Below are 18,543 nucleotides of genomic sequence, written 5' to 3' on the forward strand. Positions count from 1 at the left end.
TCACTTCATCTTCGCCAGGACAAGGCGGGAGAGGATGTTGAGGGTCAACACCCCAACGGTGATGATCAGCGCGCCGGCCCAGGCGAGGGCGACCCAATCGTCGAACGGGCTGGCGGCGTATTGATAGATGGCGATCGGCAGGCTGGCCATAGGCCGCGACAGGTCGATCGACCAGCCGTTATTGCCGAGCGAGGTGAAGAGCAGCGGCGCGGTCTCGCCGGCGGCGCGGGCGAGCGCGAGCAGGATGCCGGTGGTGATGCCGGCGCGCGCCGCGCGCCAGGTCACCATGGTCACGACCTTCCATTGCGGCGCGCCGAGCGCGAAGGCTGCCTCGCGCAGGCCGATCGGCACCAGGTTCAGCATGTCCTCGGTGGTGCGCACCACCACCGGGATGACCAGGATGGCCAGTGCGATCGAGCCGGCCCAGCCGGAGAAGCCGCCGAACGGCACGACCAGCAGCTGATAGACGAACAGGCCGATCAGGATCGAGGGCGCCGAGAGCAGCACGTCATTGACGAAGCGCACCACGCCGGCGATCCGGGTTCCCCTGCCGTTCTCGGCAAGAAAGGTGCCGCACATCAGGCCGATCGGGGTGCCGATCAAGAGCGCGATGACGATCTGGATCAGCGAGCCGACGATGGCATTCAGGAGGCCGCCGCCGGCGCCGGGAGGCGCGGTGATCTGGGTGAAGACGTGCGGGCCGAGCGCCGGGAGGCCGCGGGACAAGAGGGTCCACAGGATCCAGGCGAGCATGACGAGGGACAGCACGGCGAAGCCGGTGGAGATGGCCTTCACGGTGAAGTCGGTGGCGCGGCGGGCAGCGAGCGATGCCATGACGATCAGCCCTTGATCTTCGAGCGCACCAGCATGCGCGACAGCGCAAGCACGATGAACGAGATGACGAACAGGATGAAGCCGAGCTGGAGCAGCGACTGCAGCTTCAGCGAGCCCATCGACGCTTCAGGAAACTCGTTGGCGATGGTCGAGGCGATGGTGGCACCCGGCGCGAACAGCGAGGCCGACATGCGGGTGGCGTTACCGATGACGAAGGTGACGGCCATGGTCTCGCCCAGCGCGCGGCCGAGGCCGAGCATCACCGCGCCGACCATGGCGGTGTTGCCATAGGGCACCGAGACGTTGCGATAGACCTCGAAGGTGGTGGCGCCGACGCCGAAGGCGGATTCCTTCAGCATGGGCGGCACCGATTCCAGCACCTCGACGAACATCGCGGTGATGAAGGGCAGGATCATCAGCGCCAGGATCAGGCCGGCGGTGAGCATGCCGGCGCCGAGCGGCGGGCCCTGGAACAGCGCGCCGAGCACCGGGATCGGGCCGAGCCACTCGATCAGCGGCGGCTGGACGTAGGCGGCGATCAGCGGCACCACGACGAAGAAGCCCCACATGCCGTAGATGATGGAGGGCACGGCGGCGAGCAGCTGGATGGCGACGCCGATCGGGCGGCGGAGCGGGCCGGGCGCGATCTCGGTGAGGAAGAAGGCGATGCCGAAGGACAGCGGCAGCGCGACGATGACGGCGATGATGGCGCTGAGCAGCGTGCCGAACACCATGACGCCGGCGCCGAACTTCTCGGTGACCGGATTCCACGACGTGGACCACAGGAAGGAAATGCCGAACTCGCGGAGCGCGGGCAGGCCGCCCTCGAACAGCATCGCGATGATGAGGCCGAGAATGAGCAGAACGGCAATGCCGCTCGCCCAGAGCAGGCCGACGAAGATCGGATCGCTGATCTTTCCGGTCGGCTTGTGGCTCGTGACCAGCGCCGTGTCGGCGGAACTTCCGCCCAAAGTGGCGTCCATTTGAAAATTCCTTCGGCCTCAGCCGGTAACCGCGATCAACACCCCGGCGAGCAGGGCACCCTCAACAACTTCAGGCACTCACAGGCACGCTCGTACGCACGCAACGCGATCAGGCACCTATCAGACAGGAATAAAGGGCGGCCGCGCCGAAGCGCCAGCCGCCCTTCGAGTCTTGATCAGTTTGTCCAGACGGCCTTGCCGTCGGCCTTCACTTCGGCCTTCCACGCCTTGCGGACGTCCTCGACGACGGAGTCCGGCAGCGCGATGTAGTGCAGCTTCTCGGCGATCTCGTCGCCTTCCTTGCCGTACGCCCAGTCGAAGAACTTGATGGCCTCGGCCGACTGCGCGGCGTTGGACGGGTTCTTCGGCAGCAGGATGTAGGTGGCGGAGACGATCGGCCAGGCGGTCTCGCCGGCGGTGTCGATCATGGAAGCGGCGAAGTTCTTCGCGTTCTTCCAGTCAGCGGCCGAGGCGGCGGCCATGAAGGCGGCTTCGGTCGGCTTCACGGCCTTGCCGGCCTTGTTGATCAGGTCGGTGGTGGTCAGCTTGTTGGCGGCGGCGTAGACGTACTCGACGAAGCCGATGGCGCCCTTGGTGTTCTTCACGGTGCCGGCAATGCCTTCATTGCCCTTGGCGCCCGCGCCGGTCGGCCACTGCACGGAGGTGGCGGCGCCGACGTTCGACTTCCAGTCCGCGCTGGCGGCAGCGAGGTAGGAGGTGAACACGAAGGAGGTGCCCGAGGAGTCCGAACGGTAGACCGGGACGATGGCGAGCTCAGGGAGCTTCACGCCCTTGTTCAGCTCGGCGATCTTGGGGTCGTTCCACTTGGTGATCTTGCCCTGGTAGATTTCGGCAAGCACCGGGCCGGAGAGCTTCAGCTGGCCGCTCTCGATGCCCTCGAGGTTCACGATCGCGACGACCGAACCGATCACGGTCGGGAACTGCAGCAGGTTGTTGCTGGCGAGCTTGTCGTCAGCCATCGGGGCGTCCGACGCGCCGAAATCGACGGTGCGGTTGACGATCTGGTTCTGGCCACCGCCGGAACCGATCGACTGATAGTTCATGCCGGTGCCCGACTTCGCCTTATAACCGGCGGCCCAGGCCTGGTAGACGGGCGCGGGGAAAGACGCGCCAGCGCCATTGATGTCGGCAGCGAAAGCGCCGCCCGAGACGAGGCTGCCAACCGCGATCGCGGCAGCGCCGAGAATATTGGCGAATTTCAAGGGTCTTCTCCTTAGCTCGTGTGTCCGGTTGCGTTCCGGGCGTGGCCGGAGGCGACGGAAAAAGCTTCACAACGGACTCTTAACGGCCCGGCGCCAAGGTTCTATGACTTCCGGATGACATCCGGATGACACGTCAGATTGTTGATTTTAGTAGATAATTAGCGTGTGCCGGACGCGATTACTGCCAGGCGGACAGTAAATGTCGCGCCTTCCCCGGGAACGCTTTCAATGCCCATTCGGCCGCGGTGGCGTGCCACTATGTGCTTGACGATGGCGAGGCCGAGGCCGGTGCCGCCCTGCTCACGCGAATGCGCGGTGTCGACCCGGTAGAAACGCTCGGTAAGGCGGGGCAGATGCTCAGGGGCGATGCCCGGGCCGAAGTCACGCACGGACGCTACCGCATCGGAAGCTTCGAAGGCAAGGCGGATTTCGATCCGTCCACCCGACCCGCCATATTTCAAAGCGTTTTCGACGAGATTTTCAAATACCCGGATCAATTCGTCGCGATCGCCCCGCACCATCATCGGCCGGCCCGGCGTCTCGAAGCCGACTTCGACGTCGCGCTCGCGGGCCAGCGGGGCGAGCGTGTCGCGGACATGGCCGACCACGGCGACGAGGTCGATCTCGGCCTCCGGGCGCATATGCGCGTTCAATTCGATACGCGACAGCGAGAGCAGGTCCTCGATCAGGCGCGACATGCGCCGTGCCTGCGCCGCCATGATCTTGAGGAAGCGCTCGCGCGCCTGCGCGTCGTTGCGCGCCGGGCCCTGCAGGGTCTCGATGAAGCCGGAGAGCGAGGCCAGCGGCGTGCGCAACTCGTGGCTGGCATTGGCGATGAAATCGACCCGCATCTGCTCGACACGGCGCTGCTGCGTCATGTCGTGGAAGATGAGCAGGATCACGTCGGGCGGGCCGCCTTCCTGGCCGGCGAAACGCACCGGAACGATGTCGGCCTGGATCGCACGGTCGAGCGGCACCCGCTCCGCGAACTCGACCTGGCGCGGCCCACCGCCCGAACCTGCCGCACGTACCGCCTCCAGCACTTCTGGCACGCGCACCGCGAACGACACCGGATCGCCGATCTTCACGCTGGAAACCGTCTGCGCCGCCAGCTGGTTGGCGGCGAGCACGGTGCCGGCGGTATCCAGCAGCAAGGCGGCCTCGGGCAATGCGCGCACCAGCGAGACCAGCCGCCCCTCGACGGCAACCGGTGCTACCGGGGCCCGTATCTCGCCGCCGAACCGGGCCAGCGCCGCGGCGACCGGCCGGCGCCGGTTCGGCACCGCGGCGGCGGCTACCAGCAGCGCGCCAAGCAGCATGGCCGGCACGACATTGAGCCCGCCGGAGCTGACGACGATGAACAGGCCGAGCAGGCCGGCGGCGAGCACCCAGCGCGCCGCCACCAGTCTCTCGATCATGGTGTCGTCAGCAAGCGGGCTCGAATCGCGCAGGGCCATTGGCGTTTCCCGGGGACATCTTTCCTTAACTGCAATCTACGCCGCGGACCATATCGGCCCCGCCGGCGTTATGAAGCCGGCTTCCGAAGCAGCAGCGCGGCTGCTAGAGCATGTTCCGCAAAAGTTGAATGCCTTTGCGAAAAGGACATGCTCCAGCGTTTTGAACCGAGAGCACTTTCTGTCGTTCGGGTCGAATCATCCGGACGGAAAGGGCCTCACCCTCCCTTATCGGCCACGTTGCGAGGCTTCCATATGACGAAGAAGAAGCCGGAGAAGTTCAAATCGGGGGAAAAATCCGGCAAGGGCGGCAAGATCGGCGGTAAAACCGGCGGCAAGCCCGGCGGTAAAATCGACGGCGCCACCTCCGACACCGCATTGGCAAACGCGCTCGCCAGTTTCTCTTTCGATGCGCCGGCGCTCGATCCGCTGATCGAGGCGCGCGCCTATCGCAGCGGCGGCTACCCTTACGCCGACCGGCCGAAGCGCAAGACCTACGAGAAGGACCTGCTGGGGCTGCAGATCGAGCTCCTGAAGCTGCAGAGCTGGGTGCGCGACAAGGGCGAGCGGGTGGCGCTCGTATTCGAGGGCCGCGATGCCGCGGGCAAGGGCGGCACCATCCACCGGCTGACGCAGCACCTCAATCCACGTTCGGTGCGCGTCGTCGCGCTCTCCAAGCCCACCGAGCTCGAGGCCGGGCAATGGTATTTCCAGCGCTATGTCGCGCACATGCCGAGCCGCGGCGAAATCGTGATCTTCGACCGCTCCTGGTATAATCGTGCCGTAGTCGAGCCGGTCATGGGCTTCTGCACGCCGCAGCAGACCGCGGATTTCCTCGAACAGGTGCCGGTATTCGAGAAGATGCTGGCCGATGACGGCATCCGGCTGTTCAAGCTCTGGCTCGATATCGGCCGCGAGATGCAGCTCAAGCGGCTGTTCGCCCGCAAGCTGGATCCGCTGAAGCGCTGGAAGCTCTCGCCGGTCGATTTCTCGGCGCCGGCGCGCTGGCAGGCGATCTCGAACGCCCGCGACGCGATGATCGCGGCGACGCACGAGCCGGTGCCGTGGACTGCGATCCTCGCCAACGACAAAATGCGCGCCCGGCTCGGCACGATACGCCACATTCTCTCGCATCTGCCGTATGATGGGCGCGACGACACGGTGATTGGCGTGCCGGACCCCGCCATCGTGCTCGACGGTCGGGAGCTCCTCACACGCCCGACGGCCTGAACGGCCGCGCGTGCAAGCAGGACTTGCCGCTGCGGATAAGACTTGCGGGGGCAAGACATGCTGCGTTCCGACCTCTCCCCGGCAATCGCGCTGGGGGTTGCTGCCATGGTGGCGGCGCTCGCTCCGGCCTGCGCCGACCCGCTGCCGCGGCCTTCGGTCGACTATGCGGCGACGGCACGCACGCCTGCCACCGGAACGCGGATGAAGGTCGCGCACGGCAATGGGCGGATGCGGGTCGAGGTCGGCGCCGCCGGCTCATCCGGCGCCATGACCGGGCTGATCGACCCGAAGAAGAAGCGCATGGTGATGCTCACCGCGCTGCCCGGCATGGACAAGGTGGCGCTCGAGATGGAGCTGCCGGAGGATTTCTCCTTCACCGACCTGCCGGCGGACGGCGCGCGCTTCGGCAACGACACCGTGGCCGGCGAGGCCTGCGAATTGTGGCGCACCAGCGAGAAGGTCGGCTCCGACCCGGTGGAGGCGTGCATCACGCCGGACGGCATCGTGATGCGGGCGAAGGCAACGGTGAACGGCAAGGAGCAAGTGGTGTTCGAGGTGATCGAGCTGGCGCGGGGCCCGCAGGATCCGGCGCTGTTCGAAGTACCCAAGGGCGTCAAGATCACCAAGGTGCCGCGGAGCATGCAGGGCATGATCCCGGGACTGGGACGGTAGTTCCGCGATCCCGGTCTCAGAGCGTGTAACCTGCGGTTTCGGCCGTGGCAGGAGAAGCCGTCCATTTCACGTCATGGCCGGGTTCGTCCCCGCCATCTCGGCTCTGACGCCCTGTCCGGAATCGAGATCCCCGGCACGAGGCCGGGGATGACGGGCGATTCTGGATTTATCGGTCGACCTCTCAGCTCGCGGCGCGGTGCGGCTCGATCTCTTGTTCCGCCTCCGGCTCGATCACCGGCATCGCGGCGAGCGGCTCGGGAGAAACTTCGGGTTCCGGCACGGGAACAGCGTGGCGCCGGCTGAGCAGCAGTTCGCGCACGCCGAGGGCGATCAGCGCCAGCGCGAACGGCGTCACATAATAGAGCAGGCGCAGAAGCAGCAGCGCACCGAGCAACGGTTCCTTCTCGAACTGCGGCAGCGCCACCAGCATCGCGGCGTCGAATACGCCGAGCCCGCCCGGCGCATGGCTGGCGAAGCCGAGCAGCGTCGCCGAGATGAAGACGACGCCGAGCGCAATCGGATCGATGAAGGGCATTTGCGGCATCAGGACGTACATCGCTGCCGCGCAGAAGGTGAGATCGACGATGCCGATCAGGATCTGCAGCAGCGTCAGCCGCCAGCCGGGCAGCGTCACCGTCCAATGGCCCTCGCCGACGCCGATGCGGCGCGGCTTGAGGCCGACCCACACGATATAGCCGGCGAGCGCCACCAGCAGCGCCACGCCGATCAGCCGGTTGGCGAGCGCCGGCAACTGGTCGACCGCGCTCGCCGCCGAAGGCTCGATGGTGATGCCGAGGCCGAGGATGGTGATGTTGCCGAGCCAGAAAGTCAGGCCGGTGACGAAGCACAGCTTGGCGACGTCGATCGCGCCGAGGCCATAGGCCGAATAGATGCGGTAGCGCACCGTCCCACCGGTGAAGGCGGAGAAGCCGATATTGTGGCCGATGGCATAGGAGGTGAAGGAGGCGAGCGCGGCGGTGCGGTACGGCACATGCGGCTTGCCGATGGTGCGCAGCGCGAACCAATCATAGAAGGTGAGGGTGAAGTAGGCGCAGGCCACGAACAGCCCGGCGAGCGCGATGCGCCATGGCGCCGTCCCGGTCAGCGCATCGAGCACCTCGCCGGGATGGATGTTGCGCAGCATCTCGTAGAGCACGGTGGCGGCGAAGGCGATGATGGCGAGGCTGGCCAGCACGCCGAGGCCGTGCCAGCCGACACGCTCGCGCAGGAAATGGCCAACCGCCTTCAAAGCATTCATCGATGCGTCCATGATTTCGACGAGCCCTGCAACAAGGCCACATCGCTGGCACCCGTACCAGACCCGTTGACGTTTCGAAACCGGCGAACCCGCCGCAATCGCGTGACGAGGTCCGCAGCGCGCTTCATGGGGCGTGGGCGGGGGTCTTGTCCGCGCACATCAAGGCAGCGGCGTGACTGCCGCAACGCAAAACCGCAGGGGAAGCTCACAAGCGCACCGGATAGCCGATCTCGATGGTGCGAGGGCGTGGCAGGCCGAAGCGGTCGACCGAGCGCTCGGCGTTGCGGGCGAGGAAGGCGAAGAGGTGGGCGAGCACGTCGCGGAGCGACTTGATCTCCTCCGGCGGCACGATGCGCTCATGGCCGATCAGGTAGATCGCCTCGTCCGGATCCACCCCTTGCGCATGCAGAGCGGGGCCGAGCACCGCCGGCACGTCGATCTGCTGCATATAGCCGAAACGGACATCGACGCGGACATGGGAGGGATCGAGCACGGTGACGCGCACCCGGTCGTCCATCTGCACGCGCGGGCGGGAGGCGATCCACACCGAGACGATGACCGCCTTGGAGAACCGCACATCCATCAGCCCGGCGAGGCGGCTCAGCGCCACCGGGGTCATCGCCCCGGCGCGTGACAGGAAGATCGCGGTGCGCGGGCTGGTCGCGCAGTTCGCCGGCCGCCCGCGGGAGATGAACTCGTCCAGTGGCTCGGTGAAGCGGCGCTGCTGGATGACGAGCGCTTCCAGCCCGCGGCGCCAGCTCACCATGACGGTGAGCACGATGCCGGCGATCATCACCGGCAGCCAGCCGCCATCGTGCAACTTGGTGAGGTTGGACAGCGCGAAGGAGACGTCGATCGCCGCCAGCCCGCCGGCAAGGCCGATCAGCGCCGGCAACGGCCAGTTCCAGCTGCGCCGGACATAGGCGACGAACAATATGGTGGTGGCGACCATCGCCATGGCGACCGCGATGCCATAGGCCGAGGCGAGGCGATCGGAGGAGCCGAACGACACCACCACGGCGATGCAGGCCAGCATCAGCATCCAGTTCAGCCGGCCGACATAGATGTGCTGGTCGTTGTGTTCGCTGGTGTAGCGTATCCGCATCGGCGGCAGATAGCCGAGCTCGATGGCCTGCTTGGCCAGCGAGAACACGCCGGTGATGATGGCCTGCGAAGCGATGATGGTCGCCGCCGCGGCGAGGAACAGCAGCGGCACGTCGATGATGTCAGGCGACAGGTCGTAGAACGGATTGCGCACCGCATCGCGGTTCACCAGCACGGTGGCGCCCTGGCCGTAATAGTTCAGCAGCAGCGCCGGCATGGCGACGCACAGCCACGCCCGGGCGATGGTCGGGCGGCCGAAATGGCCGAGATCGGCATAGAGCGCCTCGCCGCCGGTGATGGCGAGGAAGGTGGCGCCGAGTATGGCGCCGGACAGCCAGGGATGGGCGATCAGCAGATGGATGCCATGGCGCGGATCGGCCGCCAGCAGCACCTGCGGCGCCTGGACGATGCCGTAGAGCCCGATGCCGCCCAGCGCCACGAACCAGATCAGCATGATCGGCCCGTAGAGCGCGCCGATCTTCTCGGTGCCGGCCTGCTGGGAGAAGAACACGGCGAGAATCACCAGCACCGTGACGGCGACGATCCAGTGGTCGAGCGCCGGGGCCACCACTTCGAGACCCTCGATCGCGGAGAGCACCGAGATCGCCGGGGTGAGCACGCCGTCGCCGATCAGCATGGCGGCGCCGATCAGGCCGGCGATCAGCAGCCAGAGTCGGCCGCCGGCCGCGCTGCGGTGCAGATCGAGCAGCGTCACCAGCGCGAGGATGCCGCCTTCGCCGTCATTGTCGGCGCGCAGCACGAGCGTCACGTATTTCAGCGTGACCGAGAGAATCACCGCCCAGGTGATGAGCGAGAGCAGGCCGAGCACGTCTTCCGCGGTGAAGGTCTCGGCGCCGACCGCGAGCAGGCCCTGGCGGAACGCATAAAGCGGGCTGGTACCGATGTCGCCGAAGACGACGCCAAGAGCGGCGACCTCTGCGGCGAAGGGCAAGCTGCGGGCACGAGCCCTGGAGAGGCGTTCCGTCATGAGGGTTCCGATGCCGCCCGCGCAACGGCGGGGCGGGCGCGTCCGCCGATGCAAGCCACGGACCGATCATCCGCACGCCCGCAGGCCGAGGGCCCGCGAGTTGACGGTAAAACACAGCGGGGGGCCTTCAAGAGCATGCGGTGCTCGGGAAACGCCGGACAAGGAGCGGCCGCATCAATAGCCTTCGATCGACGATCCGCCAAGTGACGCGCTGCGTCGCAGGTTCGAATGATGCGAGAGGCCCATATCTCCGGCCCCCGCAAGGGGTGCCGGCCGCAAGTTGGCGGTAGAGAAACGAGGGAGGGGAGTTGGGGGGCGGATGTAACTCCCCTCCCTCTACCATCGACCGGGTAATATCCAGAGGCTTGCGGGGGCCTTCCGAATTCCGACCAGACGGTGTAGCTCCTAGATAGAATTTTCGACGTGCACATTCAAGACTGAACCGAACGGTTCGGTCAAAAAATGGTGAGACCCGCCGCTTTGGCATTTGGCAATCACCCCCGACTGCGCCAGTTTAGACTAGGCGAGTAGTTTTCCCGTCGCCACGCATCACTCCAATTAACATCCCTTCGTTGTACGACGAGTCAGTGCCGATTCATGACAGTTGTCCATTACATAGCGTCAGAAGAGCCGGGGGTCGGAGGTCACGACCCGGAGAAGCGCCGGCAGGTTCTGGCAGGAGCGCGTGAGGTATTTCTGGCCCGCGGCTTCGATGCCGCCAGCATGGGCGACATTGCTCGCGCCGCCGGTGTCTCCAAGGGCACGCTCTATGTCTATTTCGGCTCCAAGCAGGATCTGTTCGCGGCACTGGTGCACGAGGAATGTGCACAGACCGCCGAGCGCACCCTGGTGCTCGGCACCGGCGACGGCGACCTCAAGGCGGCGCTGATCACCGCGGGACGCAGCTATATCGAGGCGATGATCCGTCCCGAGCACATCGCCACGGTGCGCATCGTGATCGCGGTCGGCGAGAAGTTTCCGGAGATTTCGAAAGCTTTCCTCTCGGCCGGGCTCGAGGTCGGGGTGCAGCGGCTTTCCTGCTGGCTGGAAGCCAGGATCGAGAGCGGGGAACTTGCCATCGAGGATCCCGAGCTGGCGGCATGGCAATTCCTGATCGGCTGCCACGCGCCGATCGTGATGCCCATGCTGTTCGGCGGCGCGCCGGCGCCTCCCGGCCAGTGCGTCGACCATGTGGTGGAGCATACGGTGGCTCAGTTCCTGCGCGCCTTCGCGCCGCCAGCCTAGGTGTCTGCCCGGCTTTGCCGCTTGCGGAACCCATGGCATAGAAAGCCATTGGTCTTTCACGATCCGCCATGCCGAGCACGCACAATTCTCCCCCACGTCTCCTCGTCGTCGAAGGCAACACCGCCGCGGCGCGAGCGCGCCATACCAATTTCGGCGGCGAGGCGCCGAGCGAGGGCTATTCGCGCCTGCTGCGCGAATTGCTGCCGGGCGCCACGGTCGATATCTGCTATCCGGCCGACGTCGGCGCCAATCTGCCCGATGGCGTCGGGCTCGAAACCTATGACGGCATCGCCATCACCGGCTCCTCGCTCAACATCTATAATGGCGGACCGGAGATCGGGCGGCAGATCGAGCTGATCCGCGCCGGCTTTGCCTCCGGCACACCGCTGTTCGGCAGTTGCTGGGGCCTCCAGGTGCTGACCGTGGCGGCGGGCGGCACGGTGCGGAAGAATCCGCGCGGGCGCGAGCTCGGCTTCGGCCGGCGCATCCGCCTCACCCCGGCCGGCAGCACGCATGCGCTCTATACCGGCAAGCCGACGGTGTTCGAGGCGATGACCGTCCATCTCGATGAGGTGGAAACCGTGCCCGCCGGGGCCGAACTCCTCGCCACCAACGGCCATAGCGGCGTGCAGGCGCTGGAGATACGGCGCGGGCACACGGTCGCGTGGGGCGTGCAGTACCATCCCGAATACCCGTTCCGCGAAATGGCGGCGATCGTCCGGCGCATCGGCGATGCGGTGTTCGAGGAAGGCTTCTTTGCCGATATCACCGAGCGCGACGGTTTCGTTGCCGACCTCGAGGCGCTGGAGGCGAACCCCGCCGACCAGCGGCTGTCGTGGCGCCACGGCATTGGCGACAGCATCCGCATCAAGGCGGAACGGGTTCGGGAGATCTCCAACTGGCTGCAACGCCAGGTGCTGCCGACGCGGAGCGCGCGGGGACGGGGCTAGGCGGAACGCCCCTCGCCGGCCTCGAACAGCGCCGTCAGGCCCTCGCGATAGCTCGGGTAGCGCAGCGCCACCCCCAGTTCGTGCTTCAGCCGCAGGTTGCGCACGCGGCGATTATCGGCCCAGAAGGATCGCGCCATCGCCGACATGAGCGGGGCGGCCTCGTCGAACGGCACCGCCGGCGGCGGTTCCGCGCCGAGCAGCATTGCCGCGAAGCGCACCGGGGCGCAGGCCTCGGCGGGCTCGTCGTCGACCACGTTCACCGCGCCGTCATGGCCGCGTGTGGCGGCGGCGAGGATCGCACCGGCGATGTCGTCGACATGGATGCGGTTGAACATCTGGCCTTCGCGGACGATGCAGCGGGCGTCGCCATCCGCGATGTCGGCCAGTGCGTTGCGGCCGGGGCCATAGATGCCGCCGAGCCGCAGCACCGTTACCGGCCGGCCGGCCTGCTTGCCGAGTTCCTGCCAGCCGGCCTCGGCCTCGATACGGCGGCGGCCCCGCGGAGCCGTGGCCTGGAGCGGCGCGGTCTCGTCGATCCAGGCGCCGTCGCTGTTGCCATAAACGCCGATGGTGGAGAGATAGATGAGCGGCCCGCTGCCGACCGCGATCGCCTCGCCGAGCGGGCCGAGGAAGGGATCGCCGCTCTCGCCGGGCGGGGCCGAGATCAGCACGACGTCCGCGGTGCGTGCAGCTCCCTCAAGCTCGGGCGAGCCGACGCGCAGCATCTCGACATTGCCGCCCTTCGCCGCCCCGGTCCGCGAGGTCGCAAGGCGCCGGTCAAAGCCCGCGCCATGCAGCTCGATGAACCGCGACGCACAATAGCCGAGGCCGAGGCAAAGCAGGCTTCTCATGCGTGGCCCGAGGCGGTGCGCCACTCGGCGCGCACGCTCTCGTCCGTCTCAACGGGAAGATGGAGGGCGCGCAGCTCGGCAAAGGCCTCCCAGTCGACCAGCCGGGAGAGCGCCCACACCGCAGCACCGCGGATCAGCGCGTGCTCGTCGCCGAGAAGGCGCAGCACCTCCGGGGCCAGCGCCGCGGTGCCCGAATTGCCGATGGCGATCAGCACGTTGCGCAGGAAACGGATACGTCCGGTGCGCTTGATCGGGCTTTTGGTGAAGCGGACGCGGAAGGCGGCGTCATCCAGCCGCGCCAGTTCGGCAAGTGGCGGCGCGCGGTTCTCGTCGCGGGCGGCGAGCCGGGCCTCCCGGCCGAGCGCAGCGAACTTGTTCCACGGGCAGGCGGCGAGACAATCGTCGCAGCCATAGATGCGGTTGCCCATGGCTTCGCGGAACTGGTGCGGGATCGGGCCCTTGTGCTCGATGGTGAGGTAGGAGATGCAGCGCCGCGCGTCGAGCTGGTAGGGCGCGGGAAACGCCGCGGTCGGGCAGGCATCGAGGCAGGCGCGGCAGGAGCCGCAATGGTCGATCTCCGGCGCATCGGTCGGCAGCGGCAGCGTGGTGGCGATGGCGCCGAGCAGCAGCCAGGAGCCGCGCTCGCGCGCGACCAGATTGGTGTGCTTGCCCTGCCAGCCGAGCCCGGCGGCCTGCGCCAACGGCTTCTCCATCAAGGGCGCGGTGTCGACGAACACCTTGATGTCGCCGCCGGCCCTGGGAACGAAGCGCGAGGCGATGCGCTTCAGCTTGCCCTTGATGAGCTCGTGATAATCGTCGCCGCGGGCATAGACCGAAATCGCACCGCGTCCGCGCTGCGCCAGCACCTCGCGCGGATCCTCGTCCGGGCCGTAGTTCAGGCCGAGCATGGCGACCGCGCCGACTTCGGGCCACAGCGACGCGGGCGAGGAGCGGCGCTCCATGGTCTGCGGCATCCAGTCCATGTCGCCATAGGCACCCTCGCCGATCCATTGGGCGAGGCGTGGCGCGGCTTCAGGGATGGAATGCGGGGCGGCGACGCCGAACGCGTCAAAGCCCTCCTCGCGGGCGAGGTCGGCGAGCAGGGTTTTCGCGGCGGAAGAATCTAGAAGTCGAGGTCGGCGTAGGTCGCGGCCGGGGGCATGCCCGCCATGGTCACCGCCAGCAGTGGACGGAAGGACGGGCGCGACTTGATGCGCGCGTACCAGATCTTCGCCGTCTCGTCCTCGTCCCACGGCACGTCGCCCAGATAGTCGGCGCAGGAGATATGGGCCGCGGCGGCGAGATCGGCATAAGAGAGCCGGTCGCCGGCGATCCAGTTCCGCGCCTTGAGAAGCCAGCCAATGTAATGCAGATGATAGCGGATATTGGCGCGCGCCGCGCGGATGGCTGCCATGTCCGGCGGGCCGCCGCCCTGCTCGCGGTTCATATAGCGCTTATAGACCTTCTCGCGCACCAGCGGTTCTGACACTTCAGCGAAGAACTTGCCGTTGAACCAGGCCTCCAACCGGCGCACCTCGATGCGGTCGCGCAGGTCCTCGGGGAGCAGCCGGCGGTCGCCGAGCGCGAGGCCCCGGGTCTCGTCGAGATATTCGGCGATGATGGTCGCGCCCGGCACGGCGAGGCCGTGGTCCTCGACGACGACCGGCGTCGCCCCGGCGGGGTCGAGGGCGAGGAAGTCCGGACGGCGCTCCCAGACCCGCTCCTCTACGAGGGCGGGTTCCATTCCGTACTCGCCAAAGGCGAGACGCACGAAACGCGAATGCGGACAGAAGAGATGATGGTGAAGCTGCATCGCTCGGGACGTTGAGGGCCGCACACAGGCGGCAAGTCCGGTCTGGCAAAGTCTCGGTCAGTTCGTCCGGTCTAGTGCGGTTCGCCGGACATCGCAAGCCATCGCGGCACGAACAGGGGGCAACCGTCGCCAAGCTGACCTATAGCCGCGCTATAATGGGCTGCGGCACTTAAAGTGCCGTAGGGACAGGGAGACCCGCCATGCCGAAGCACGGATCCTTCGTTTGGAACGAGCTCAATAGCTGGGACGCCGAGGCGGCAAAAAGCTTCTATGGCGAGACGCTGGGCTGGAGCTTCGATGCCATGCCGATGCCCACCGGCACCTATTGGATCGCCAAGATGGATGGCGAGATGGTCGGCGGCATCTTCCCGCTGCGCAGCCCGGATTTCGACGGCATCCCCAGCCACTGGCTGCCTTATATCGAGGTGGACGATATTGACGAGCGGCTGAAGGGCGTCGCCGCCGCCGGCGGGCGCGTCATTCGTCCGGCCTTTGACGTGCCGGGCATCGGGCGCATCGCCATCGTCATGGATGCGGAAGGCGCCGGGCACGGCTGGATCAGCTCGGTCGATCCGGAAAAATAGGTCGACGCCGGAACGGTGCACGCCCGCAAGGGCATGCAACCTCCGGCGGGTCGGCGCGACTTAACACTTGTGGCATATTGCGGGCGCAATTTCGTCGTCGCGCCTGGAGCAGGCAGCGCAGGGTCGGCAAGCTCTCGCGTTCCAAATACGCTCCAACCTGTTGAATCAAGAGCGTTATCCGTCGTTTGGAGAAACCCCTCCAAACGGCGAGCGCTTGGTCACACCACACGAAAGGACGCCCCGCATGCTGATGCACGCCCCGGTCTCCGCAGTCCGCGCCACCGGCTACTCGCTGCGCGAAGGCAGCCCTGAATTCGACGATCTCGGGCCAGCCCTCGACGAAGCCGAAGCTCTCGGCGTCAATGTGGTGGAGCTGCCGGTCTATGCGTGGCATCTCATCGTCGGCGGCACGCTGCTGGACGACCGGGTCGCCGACCTCCGCCGAGCGCTTGCCGGACGTGCGCTCGACTATACGGTGCACGGCCCGCTCTCGATCAACCTGATGGATATTCCCGAGCGTCTCGGCCGGCACGAAGCCGTTCTCAAGGCCGCCATCGAGATCAGCGGTGCGATCGGCGCCGGCCACCTTGTCATGCACACCGGCATGGTGCGCGATCAGCACGATGATTTCGAGGTCGCCTATTCGCGTCAGCGCGACGCCCTCCAACGCGCCGGCGACATCGCCGCCGGCCTCGGCGTGACGCTGTGCGTCGAGAATGTGTTCCGTTTCGGCGGTACGCGCGAGACCGCCACCCCGTCCAAGCTGGCCGGCGAGCTCGAGGCCATCGACCACAAGGCGGTGAAGGCGACGCTCGATTTCAGCCACGCTTACATACGCTGCGCCGAGAACCGGCTCGATCCGCTGGCCGAGATCGCCGCGCTGGCGCCGCACGCGGTGCATCTGCACCTGCACGATTCGTTCGGCCGCCCGACCGAGATGTGGACCTTCGATCCGGCCGAAGCGGTAGCGTTCGGCGAGGGCGACCTGCACCTTCCGATCGGCTGGGGCTCGATCGACTGGGACGCCCTGGCGAAGGCCTGCCATTTCCCGCCGGAAACCATCGCCATCATGGAGCTGAACCCGCGCCACTGGCGCGAGCTGGCCGCCCAGATCCCGGTTCTCGGGGCGCTGGCCGCGCGCTTCAGCCTCGCCTCCGCCCAGCCGGCCTGACGTCCCGACGCGCGGCGACCGCCCAGCCGGCGCCGCGCCGGCCTTCGGGACGGCATGTCCATTACGTTTGCGCCGTGACAATGCTGCTGCACTTCGTGGCTGCTAATGTCTTGCGGCGTCTGTGGGCTGCCCCTATATCCGGCGCGAACGGCGTGAATAGCGTCGTACCCCGTTTGTTTGGGGGCCGGTCCGGGGGACGGGCGGCGAAGAGCCATCACCGTACGTCTCGGGTGCTTAGAATTAAGGCCCGGCCGGCCTGCCGGAAGGAGAAACATATGTCCAAAGTCATCGGCATCGACCTCGGCACGACCAATAGCTGTGTTGCGGTGATGGAAGGTTCCACCCCGAAAGTGATCGAGAACGCGGAAGGCGCGCGTACCACGCCCTCCATCGTCGCCTTCACCGAAGATGGCGAGCGTCTCGTCGGCCAGCCGGCCAAGCGCCAGGCGGTGACCAATCCCGAGCGTACCTTCTTCGCGGTGAAGCGCCTGATCGGCCGCCGCTATGACGACCCGATGGTCGAGAAGGACAAGAAGCTCGTCCCCTACAAGATCGTGAAGGCGCCGAACGGCGACGCCTGGGTCGAGGCGGACGGCAAGCCCTATTCGCCCTCGCAGATCTCCGCCTTCACGCTGCAGAAGATGAAGGAGACCGCGGAGGCCTATCTCGGCGCCAAGGTCGACAAGGCGGTCATCACCGTTCCGGCCTATTTCAACGATGCCCAGCGCCAGGCCACCAAGGACGCCGGCCGGATCGCCGGCCTCGAAGTGCTGCGCATCATCAACGAGCCGACCGCCGCTGCGCTCGCCTACGGCCTCGAGAAGAAGTCGGCCGGCGTGATCGCGGTCTATGATCTCGGCGGCGGCACCTTCGACGTCTCGATCCTGGAGATCGGCGACGGCGTGTTCGAGGTGAAGTCCACCAATGGCGACACCTTCCTGGGTGGCGAAGACTTCGACATGCGGCTCGTCAACTACCTCGCCGACGAGTTCAAGAAGGAGCAGGGCATCGACCTGCGCAACGACAAGCTGGCCCTCCAGCGCCTCAAGGAGGCGTCCGAGAAGGCCAAGATCGAGCTGTCGAGCGCGACCCAGACCGAAATCAACCTGCCCTTCATCACCGCCGACGCCTCCGGGCCGAAGCATCTGACCATGAAGCTCACCCGCGCCAAGTTCGAGGCGCTGGTGGACGACCTGATCCAGCGCACCGTCGAGCCCTGCCGCAAGGCGCTCAAGGATGCCGGCCTCTCGGCCGGGCAGATCGACGAAGTGGTGCTGGTCGGCGGCATGACCCGCATGCCCAAGGTCCAGGAAGTGGTGAAGCAGTTCTTCGGCAAGGAGCCCCACAAGGGCGTCAACCCGGATGAAGTGGTCGCCATCGGCGCCGCGATCCAGGCCGGTGTGCTGCAGGGCGACGTCAAGGACGTGCTGCTGCTCGACGTAACCCCGCTCTCGCTTGGCATCGAGACGCTGGGCGGCGTGTTCACCCGCCTGATCGACCGCAACACCACCATCCCGACCAAGAAGAGCCAGGTGTTCTCGACGGCGGAAGACGGCCAGACCGCGGTCACCATCCGGGTGTTCCAGGGCGAGCGCGAAATGGCAGCGGACAACAAGATCCTCGGCCAGTTCGACCTCGTCGGCATCCCGCCGGCGCCGCGTGGCGTGCCGCAGGTCGAGGTCGCCTTCGACATCGACGCCAACGGCATCGTCAATGTCACCGCCAAGGACAAGGGCACCGGCAAGGAGCAGCAGATCCGCATCCAGGCCTCCGGTGGCCTGTCCGACACCGACATCGACAAGATGGTGAAGGACGCCGAGGCCCACGCCGCGGAAGACAAGAAGCGTCGCGCGCTGGCGGAGGCCAAGAACCACGCCGAGGCTCTGGTCCATTCGACCGAGAAGTCGCTGGGCGAGCATGGCGACAAGGTCGGCGCCACCGAGAAGGCGGCGATCGAGACGGCGCTGACCGATCTCAAGAGTGTGCTCGACGGCGATGACGCGGAAGCCATCTCTGCCAAGACCAACACGCTGATGCAGGCCTCCCTCAAGCTGGGCGAGGCGATGTACGCCGCGCAGTCCGGTGGCGAGGAAGGCGGCGCGGCGCCGAAGGACGACGTGGTGGACGCCGAGTTCACCGAGGTCGACGACGACAAGAAGAAGTCGGCGTGACCGCTTCGCCTT

16 protein-coding genes are annotated in these 18,543 nt (G+C 66.8%); 7 read left to right on the plus strand and 9 right to left on the minus strand.

Annotated features, from left to right (window positions below; all coding sequences use genetic code 11):
- The 4 genes from pstA to G3545_RS18300 all read right to left on the minus strand — a co-directional run bounded on the left by pstA (position 1) and on the right by G3545_RS18300 (position 4,497).
- The gene (pstA, locus tag G3545_RS18285) at positions 1-834 is read right to left on the minus strand and encodes a phosphate ABC transporter permease PstA (protein ID WP_170014696.1); all 834 of its coding nucleotides are present in this window, start codon (positions 832-834) and stop codon (positions 1-3) included.
- A 5-nt stretch (positions 835-839) separates the two neighbouring features.
- Positions 840-1,817, minus strand: coding sequence for a phosphate ABC transporter permease subunit PstC (gene pstC / locus G3545_RS18290; protein ID WP_170014697.1), 978 nt, complete (start codon positions 1,815-1,817; stop codon positions 840-842).
- Positions 1,818-1,993: 176 nt separating this feature from the next.
- Positions 1,994-3,040 (minus strand): phosphate ABC transporter substrate-binding protein PstS, encoded by a 1,047-nt coding sequence (pstS, locus tag G3545_RS18295; protein ID WP_170014698.1) that lies wholly within the window; start codon positions 3,038-3,040, stop codon positions 1,994-1,996.
- Between the two features lie 158 nt (positions 3,041-3,198).
- Positions 3,199-4,497 carry an ATP-binding protein gene (locus G3545_RS18300; protein ID WP_170014699.1) on the minus strand — a complete coding sequence of 433 codons (1,299 nt, stop codon included), beginning with the start codon at positions 4,495-4,497 and terminating at the stop codon, positions 3,199-3,201.
- A 252-nt stretch (positions 4,498-4,749) separates the two neighbouring features.
- Between G3545_RS18300 and ppk2 the strand changes: the two genes are divergently transcribed.
- Together ppk2 and G3545_RS18310 are read left to right on the plus strand one after the other, a co-directional pair.
- The gene (ppk2, locus tag G3545_RS18305; RefSeq protein WP_170014700.1) at positions 4,750-5,724 is read left to right on the plus strand and encodes a polyphosphate kinase 2; all 975 of its coding nucleotides are present in this window, start codon (positions 4,750-4,752) and stop codon (positions 5,722-5,724) included.
- 57 nt (positions 5,725-5,781) lie between these two features.
- Positions 5,782-6,396, plus strand: a complete 615-nt coding sequence (locus G3545_RS18310; RefSeq protein ID WP_170014701.1) for a hypothetical protein — start codon at positions 5,782-5,784, stop codon at positions 6,394-6,396.
- Positions 6,397-6,577: 181 nt separating this feature from the next.
- Here G3545_RS18310 and G3545_RS18315 read toward each other — a convergent pair whose 3' ends face one another.
- Complete coding sequence (locus G3545_RS18315) at positions 6,578-7,654, minus strand: lysylphosphatidylglycerol synthase domain-containing protein (RefSeq protein ID WP_170014702.1); 1,077 nt, start codon at positions 7,652-7,654, stop codon at positions 6,578-6,580.
- Positions 7,655-7,859: 205 nt separating this feature from the next.
- Complete coding sequence (locus G3545_RS18320) at positions 7,860-9,746, minus strand: KUP/HAK/KT family potassium transporter (RefSeq protein ID WP_170014703.1); 1,887 nt, start codon at positions 9,744-9,746, stop codon at positions 7,860-7,862.
- Positions 9,747-10,469: 723 nt separating this feature from the next.
- On the opposite strand from G3545_RS18320, the gene G3545_RS18325 reads away from it, so the two are divergent.
- Together G3545_RS18325 and G3545_RS18330 are read left to right on the plus strand one after the other, a co-directional pair.
- A complete protein-coding gene (locus G3545_RS18325) occupies positions 10,470-10,991 on the plus strand; it encodes a TetR/AcrR family transcriptional regulator (RefSeq protein WP_246702470.1) in 522 nt (173 codons plus the stop codon).
- Between the two features lie 68 nt (positions 10,992-11,059).
- Entirely contained in the window at positions 11,060-11,941 is an 882-nt protein-coding gene (locus G3545_RS18330) for a type 1 glutamine amidotransferase (protein ID WP_170014704.1), read from the plus strand.
- On the opposite strand, the gene G3545_RS18335 is transcribed toward G3545_RS18330, so the two are convergent.
- Genes G3545_RS18335 through G3545_RS29755 form a run of 3 tightly spaced genes read right to left on the minus strand, consistent with a single transcriptional unit; the run spans position 11,938 to position 14,605 of the window.
- Positions 11,938-12,792 carry an NAD-dependent epimerase/dehydratase family protein gene (locus G3545_RS18335; RefSeq protein ID WP_170014705.1) on the minus strand — a complete coding sequence of 285 codons (855 nt, stop codon included), beginning with the start codon at positions 12,790-12,792 and terminating at the stop codon, positions 11,938-11,940. The two genes, G3545_RS18330 and G3545_RS18335, sit on opposite strands and share 4 nt — an antisense overlap.
- Positions 12,789-13,895, minus strand: coding sequence for a tRNA epoxyqueuosine(34) reductase QueG (gene queG, locus G3545_RS18340; RefSeq protein WP_246702913.1), 1,107 nt, complete (start codon positions 13,893-13,895; stop codon positions 12,789-12,791). The genes G3545_RS18335 and queG overlap by 4 nt, the downstream gene beginning before the upstream one ends.
- Positions 13,896-13,915: 20 nt before the next feature.
- Positions 13,916-14,605 carry a glutathione S-transferase family protein gene (locus tag G3545_RS29755; RefSeq protein WP_246702471.1) on the minus strand — a complete coding sequence of 230 codons (690 nt, stop codon included), beginning with the start codon at positions 14,603-14,605 and terminating at the stop codon, positions 13,916-13,918.
- 200 nt (positions 14,606-14,805) lie between these two features.
- Here G3545_RS29755 and G3545_RS18345 point away from each other — a divergent pair, with 200 nt between their 5' ends.
- The 3 genes from G3545_RS18345 to dnaK all read left to right on the plus strand — a co-directional run bounded on the left by G3545_RS18345 (position 14,806) and on the right by dnaK (position 18,531).
- A complete protein-coding gene (locus G3545_RS18345) occupies positions 14,806-15,189 on the plus strand; it encodes a VOC family protein (RefSeq protein WP_170014707.1) in 384 nt (127 codons plus the stop codon).
- A gap of 244 nt (positions 15,190-15,433) precedes the next feature.
- Complete coding sequence (locus G3545_RS18350; protein WP_170014708.1) at positions 15,434-16,360, plus strand: sugar phosphate isomerase/epimerase family protein; 927 nt, start codon at positions 15,434-15,436, stop codon at positions 16,358-16,360.
- Between the two features lie 80 nt (positions 16,361-16,440).
- Positions 16,441-18,531: a molecular chaperone DnaK gene (gene dnaK / locus G3545_RS18355; protein WP_281411680.1), complete on the plus strand. Its 2,091-nt coding sequence runs from the start codon at positions 16,441-16,443 to the stop codon at positions 18,529-18,531.
- Positions 18,532-18,543: the final 12 nt, after the last annotated feature.

Source organism: Starkeya sp. ORNL1 (genome assembly GCF_012971745.1).
In the GTDB taxonomy this organism is placed as follows: domain Bacteria; phylum Pseudomonadota; class Alphaproteobacteria; order Rhizobiales; family Xanthobacteraceae; genus Ancylobacter.